The sequence below is a fragment of the Streptomyces sp. NPDC055078 genome (assembly GCF_053607985.1).
Genome location: NZ_JBSGUP010000521.1, coordinates 1 through 5,847, shown reverse-complemented (window position 1 = coordinate 5,847; position 5,847 = coordinate 1). Strand labels below are relative to the sequence as shown.

Sequence of the window (5,847 nt, the reverse complement as noted above, 5' to 3'; positions counted from 1 at the left end):
GGACCGCCCCGCAGGCGCGCTCTCCAGCGCGAATGCAGTACGTTCGGGGCATGCCCCAGCCCGCCAAATCCCCCCGTACGAAATCCGCCGCCGACGCCCCGGAAAGTGCCGCGGGCAACCGCGCCGCGGCCCAGCGTCTCAAGATGCGCCGCGAGTTGGCGGCAGCGGCGATGGAACTGTTCGCCACCAAGGGGTACGAAGCGACGACCGTGGACGAGATCGCGGCGGCTGCCGGGGTCGCGCGGCGGACGTTCTTCCGCCACTTCCGGTCCAAGGAAGAGGCGATCTTCCCGGACCACGACGACACCCTCGTCCGGGCCGAGGCGGTGCTGAACGCGGCACCGGCCCATGAGCACCCGCTGGACACCGTGTGCCGGGGCATCAAGGAAGTCATGCGGATGTACGCGTCCTCCCCCGCCGTCTCCGTGGAGCGCTACCGGCTGACCCGTGAGGTGCCCACGCTGCGGGAGCGGGAGATCGCCTCGGTGGCCCGCTACGAACGGCTGTTCACCCGCTATCTGCTGGGCCACTTCGACGAGCGCGACCACCACGACGGCAATGACGATCCGCTGCTGGCGGAGGTGGCGGCGTCGGCGGTCGTCACCGCGCACAACCATGTGCTGCGCCGCTGGCTGCGGGCGGGCGGTGAGGGCGATGTGGGCGCCCAGCTCGACCATGCCTTCGCGATCGTCCGGGAGACCTTCGGTACGGGAATCGGTGCGGGCCGCTCGCTGGGCGGGGAGCCGGTTTCGGCCATGGCGGCCGAGCCGCCGACCGGTGCCGTGGAGAGCCGTGAGGAGGTGCTGGTGACCGTGGCCCGCACGGACGCGCCGCTGGACGATGTGATGCGTACGATCGAACGCGCGCTCAAGGACCGCCGGGGCTGACCGTCGCGGGCGTCCCGGGCGGCCAGCGGAAATCCCCCCGGGGCAGGGGTGGAGATCGGGCAACCTACCGTACGGGGCGCCCGAATTGACTACCCGAATCCCGGTGATCTCTATATGTTCCGCACATGGACACTCGGGATGTGCTGACTCCGGAGCTGGCGCAGGAGATCGCGTACGACATTGGCCGGATCACAGGTCTTGACGTCCTGATAACCGATGGCGGGGCGGTGGTCATCGGCTCCGGCGCCCCGGAGCGGATCGGTACCGTCCACCGGCCCGCGTACGAGGCGCTGCGCACCCGGGAGCCCATCGCACACACCGCGGGGCGGGGGGACGGGGCGCCCGGGGGGATCAGCCTCCCGGTGGTCGTGGGCGCGGACGCCGTGGGCGCGCTCTGTCTGAGCGGCGGGGAGCCCGCCGCGTTGCGGAGTCTCGGTCTGGTGCTGCGCCGGCAGACGGAGATCCTGCTGGCGGAGACCGCGCTGCTCGGCTCCCGGCTGTCGCGCGAGCGGGCCGTGGACGACTTCGTACGGGACATCGCCTATTACGCGCCGGACGCGATGGACACGGCCACCGTGGAGGCCAGGGCCGCCGCGCTCGGCCTCGATCCGGCGCCCGCGCGGACGGCGGTGGTGGTGGACGTGCGGGCGGGCGTACGGGCGGGGGCGGGAGCGCCCGCGCCCTCCCGGACGGCGCTGATGCGCACCCTGAGGGAGGAGTTCCCCGGCGGGCAGGACATCGGCGGCGAGATCGCGGCCGGGCGCTACGCGTTCCTGCACGCCCCCGAGGAACCGAAGACCGGCCCGAAGACCGGCCCAAGGGCCGGCCCGAAGGCCGAACCGCAGCCCGGACCGCAGCCCGGACCGCAGCCCGGACCGCAGCCCGGACCGGCCCCCGGGTCCGGCGCCCTCGCGGCGCGCTGTGAGCGGCTGGTGGCGACGATCGGCGGGCGCCACGGCCTGAGCGCCCGGATCGGCATCGGGGACCCGGGCACGGGGGTGGCCGGGATGAGCCATTCGTACCGCGACGCGGCCGACGCCCTGCGGATCGGTCCGGCCCTGAACCCGGCGGGCCGGGTGTTCGCGGTGGCCGCCCTGAGGGTGCCGCAGCTCGTGGCGACGGCGGTGCGCCACGGGCGGTTCCGGTCCGCCGTGACGACCCTCGGACCGCTGCCCGGGCGCGGCGACTGGCCCGCCCTGCGCGACACGCTGATCGCCTGGACCGAGGGCGGCTTCAGTCTGCTGCGCTCGGCCGAGCGGCTGGGGGTGCACCGGAACACGCTGCTGTACCGGCTGGAGAAGATCGAGCAGCTCTCGGGGCAGCGGGTGCGGGAGCCGGTCGCGGCGATCGCGCTCTATCTGGCGTGCCTGGGGGATCTGCTGACCGCGTCGCAGGACGCCTCCGCCGGGCCGTCCCTCCGCTGACCCGCCGAAGTTCACCCGGGGTATCCGGCCGTACACACAAGGCCACCCATGGGGGCTTATGTTGCTCATCCGTGCCCTCGGGATGACACTTGAGAAAATTATTGGCACGCAGTGTCTTGTCACTTGGCACGGCGTGCCATACGTTGAAGGCGTCCGGGCGGCCGGCGTGCAGAGACCACTCGTACGCCGGCTGTCCCCGCAACCCGCGATCAACAGGGTTCGCGCGCCCGGACGCCTGCGTCACAGGCTCCCGAACGCGCCCACCAGCGCTGCCCACCGCACCACCCCCGCCGAACCGACGGCACACCTCCACAGCAGCAGCACTGACCCTCAATCCCGCCGCGGGAGATCCCTCGGGCTCTCCCCGACGCGCTTCGCCGGAGGCAACACCGTGAAGGAAATCCTGGACGCGATCCAATCGGCCGACAGCACATCCGCCGACTTCGCCGCGCTGCCCGTTCCCGAGTCCTACCGTGCGGTGACCGTGCACAAGGACGAGACCGAGATGTTCGCGGGCCTTGAGACCCGGGAGAAGGACCCCCGCAAGTCCCTCCACGTCGAGGACGTGGCGGTGCCGGAACTCGGTCCGGGCGAGGCGCTGGTGGCCGTGATGGCCTCCTCCGTGAACTACAACTCGGTCTGGACCTCGATCTTCGAGCCGCTGGCCACCTTCGGCTTCCTGGAGCGGTACGGAAAGCTCTCCGAGCTGACCCGGCGCCATGATCTGCCGTACCACGTCATCGGCTCCGACCTGGCCGGAGTCGTCCTGCGCACCGGCCCCGGAGTCAACGCCTGGCGCCCCGGCGACGAGGTCGTCGCCCACTGCCTCTCCGTCGAGCTGGAGTCATCGGACGGCCACAACGACACCATGCTCGACCCCGAGCAGCGGATCTGGGGCTTCGAGACCAACTTCGGCGGCCTCGCCGAGATCGCGCTCGTCAAGTCCAACCAGCTGATGCCCAGGCCCCAGCATCTGAGCTGGGAGGAGGCCGCCGCCCCCGGGCTGGTCAACTCCACCGCGTACCGCCAGCTCGTCTCGCGCAACGGCGCGGGGATGAAGCAGGGCGACAACGTCCTGATCTGGGGCGCGAGCGGCGGACTCGGCTCGTACGCCACCCAGTTCGCGCTCGCCGGCGGCGCCAACCCCGTCTGTGTCGTCTCCAGCGACCAGAAGGCCGACATCTGCCGGCGCATGGGCGCCGAGGCCATCATCGACCGCAGCGGCGAGGGATACCGGTTCTGGCGGGACGAGCACACCCAGGACCCGCGCGAGTGGAAGCGGTTCGGCAAGCGCATCCGCGAACTGACCGGCGGCGAGGACGTGGACATCGTCTTCGAGCACCCGGGACGCGAGACCTTCGGGGCATCCGTGTACGTGACACGCAAGGGTGGCACCATCGTCACCTGCGCCTCGACCTCCGGCTACACCCATGAGTACGACAACCGCTATCTGTGGATGTCCCTCAAGCGGATCATCGGCTCCCACTTCGCCAACTACCGCGAAGCCTGGGAGGCGAACCGGCTGGTCGCCAAGGGGAAGATCCACCCCACGCTCTCCCGGGTCTACCCGCTGGCGGAGACCGGCCAGGCCGCCTACGACGTGCACCGCAACCTCCACCAGGGCAAGGTCGGCGTCCTCGCGCTGGCCCCCCGGGAAGGGCTCGGTGTGCGCGACCACGAACTGCGCGAGAAGCACCTCGACGCCATCAACCTGTTCCGCGACACCCCGGCGGACCAGGCCACCCAGCCCAGCCCCACGGTCTGAGAGCCGGTCATGACTGAACGCCGCAAGGACCGGCCGTGGCTCATGCGGACCTACGCCGGTCACTCGACCGCCGAGGCGTCCAACGAGCTGTACCGGCGCAATCTCGCCAAGGGCCAGACGGGTCTCTCGGTCGCCTTCGACCTGCCGACCCAGACGGGGTACGACCCCGATCACATCCTCGCGCGAGGCGAGGTGGGCCGGGTCGGGGTGCCCGTCTCCCACCTCGGTGACATGCGCACGCTGTTCCAGGACATCCCGCTGGAGCAGATGAACACCTCCATGACGATCAACGCCACCGCGATGTGGATGCTGGCGCTCTACCAGGTCGTCGCGGAGGAGCACGGAGCGGATCCCGCGCTGCTCCAGGGCACCACCCAGAACGACATCGTCAAGGAGTATCTGTCGCGCGGGACGCATGTCTTCCCGCCAGGGCCTTCGCTGCGGCTGACGACCGACATGATCGCCTACACGGTGAACCACATCCCCAAGTGGAACCCGATCAACATTTGCAGCTACCACCTCCAGGAGGCGGGCGCCACCCCCGTCCAGGAGATCTCGTACGCGATGTCCACCGCGATCGCCGTCCTGGACGCGGTGTTCGCGTCCGGGCAGGTCCCCGAGGACCGCAGGGGCGAGGTGGTGGCCCGTATCTCCTTCTTCGTGAACGCCGGTGTGCGCTTCATCGAGGAGATGTGCAAGATGCGGGCCTTCTCCCGTATCTGGGACCAGGTCACCCGCGAGCGGTACGGCATCGAGAACCCCCGGCAGCGCCGCTTCCGCTACGGCGTCCAGGTCAACTCCCTCGGTCTGACCGAGGCCCAGCCGGAGAACAACGTCCAGCGGATCGTGCTGGAGATGCTGGCCGTCACCCTCTCCAAGGACGTCCGCGCCCGGGCCGTACAGCTCCCGGCGTGGAACGAGGCGCTGGGGCTGCCCAGGCCCTGGGACCAGCAGTGGTCACTGCGGATCCAGCAGGTGCTGGCCCATGAGTCGGATCTGCTGGAGTACGAGGACATCTTCGCGGGCTCGCATGTCATCGAGGCCAAGGTGGCCGAACTGGTCACCGACTCCCTCGCCGAGATGGACCGCATCGAGGAGATGGGCGGGGCGATGGCCGCCGTCGAGTCCGGCTACCTCAAGTCGCGGCTGGTCTCGTCGCACGCCGAACGGCGGGCCAGGATCGAGGCGGGCGACGAGAAGATCGTCGGGGTCAATGTCTTCGAGACCACGGAGGAGAACCCGCTCACCGCCGACCTCGACACGGCGATCATGACGGTCGACCCGGAGAACGAGGCACGGGTCGTCGCGGCGCTCCACACCTGGCGCGACAACCGCGACGAGGCCCGCGCGACCGACGCCCTGGCCGCCCTGAAGAAGACGGCGGCGGGAACGGAGAATCTGATGGCCGCCACCGTGGAGTGCGCCCGTGCGGGTGTCACCACCGGCGAGTGGGCCTGGGCGCTGCGCGATGTGTTCGGCGAGTTCCGCGCACCCACCGGGGTCTCCGGCGCACCGCTCGCGGTCACCGCCGACGAGGGCACCCCGCTGGCCGCCGTCCGCGCGAAGGTGACCCGGACCGCCGCCGACCTCGGCACCGGGCGGCTGCGGCTGCTGGTGGGCAAACCGGGGCTCGACGGGCACTCCAACGGCGCCGAGCAGATCGCCGTACGGGCCAGGGACGCCGGCTTCGAGGTGGTCTACCAGGGCATCCGGCTGACCCCCGAGCAGATCGTGTCGGCCGCGCTCGCGGAGGATGTGCACTGTGTGGGTC

At 70.8% G+C, this 5,847-nt stretch carries 4 protein-coding genes; all 4 read left to right on the top strand.

The window, feature by feature from the left end:
• Positions 1-32: 32 nt before the first annotated feature.
• Positions 33-887, top strand: coding sequence for a TetR family transcriptional regulator (locus tag ACWF94_RS30970; RefSeq protein WP_453495883.1), 855 nt, complete (start codon positions 33-35; stop codon positions 885-887).
• 125 nt (positions 888-1,012) lie between these two features.
• Entirely contained in the window at positions 1,013-2,311 is a 1,299-nt protein-coding gene (locus ACWF94_RS30965) for a sugar diacid recognition domain-containing protein (RefSeq protein WP_453495880.1), read from the top strand.
• A 391-nt stretch (positions 2,312-2,702) separates the two neighbouring features.
• Positions 2,703-4,076, top strand: coding sequence for a crotonyl-CoA carboxylase/reductase (gene ccrA / locus ACWF94_RS30960; protein WP_453495877.1), 1,374 nt, complete (start codon positions 2,703-2,705; stop codon positions 4,074-4,076).
• Positions 4,077-4,085: 9 nt separating this feature from the next.
• On the top strand, positions 4,086-5,847 hold a 1,762-nt coding region (locus tag ACWF94_RS30955; protein ID WP_453495874.1), incomplete at its 3' end, for a methylmalonyl-CoA mutase family protein.

Excerpts from the sequence above, each read along its gene's own strand:
- ACWF94_RS30965 (WP_453495880.1), top strand. The coding sequence starts at position 1,013 with ATGGACACTCGGGATGTGCTGACTCCGGAGCTGGCGCAGGAGATCGCG.
- ACWF94_RS30970 (WP_453495883.1), top strand. The coding sequence starts at position 33 with ATGCAGTACGTTCGGGGCATGCCCCAGCCCGCCAAATCCCCCCGTACG.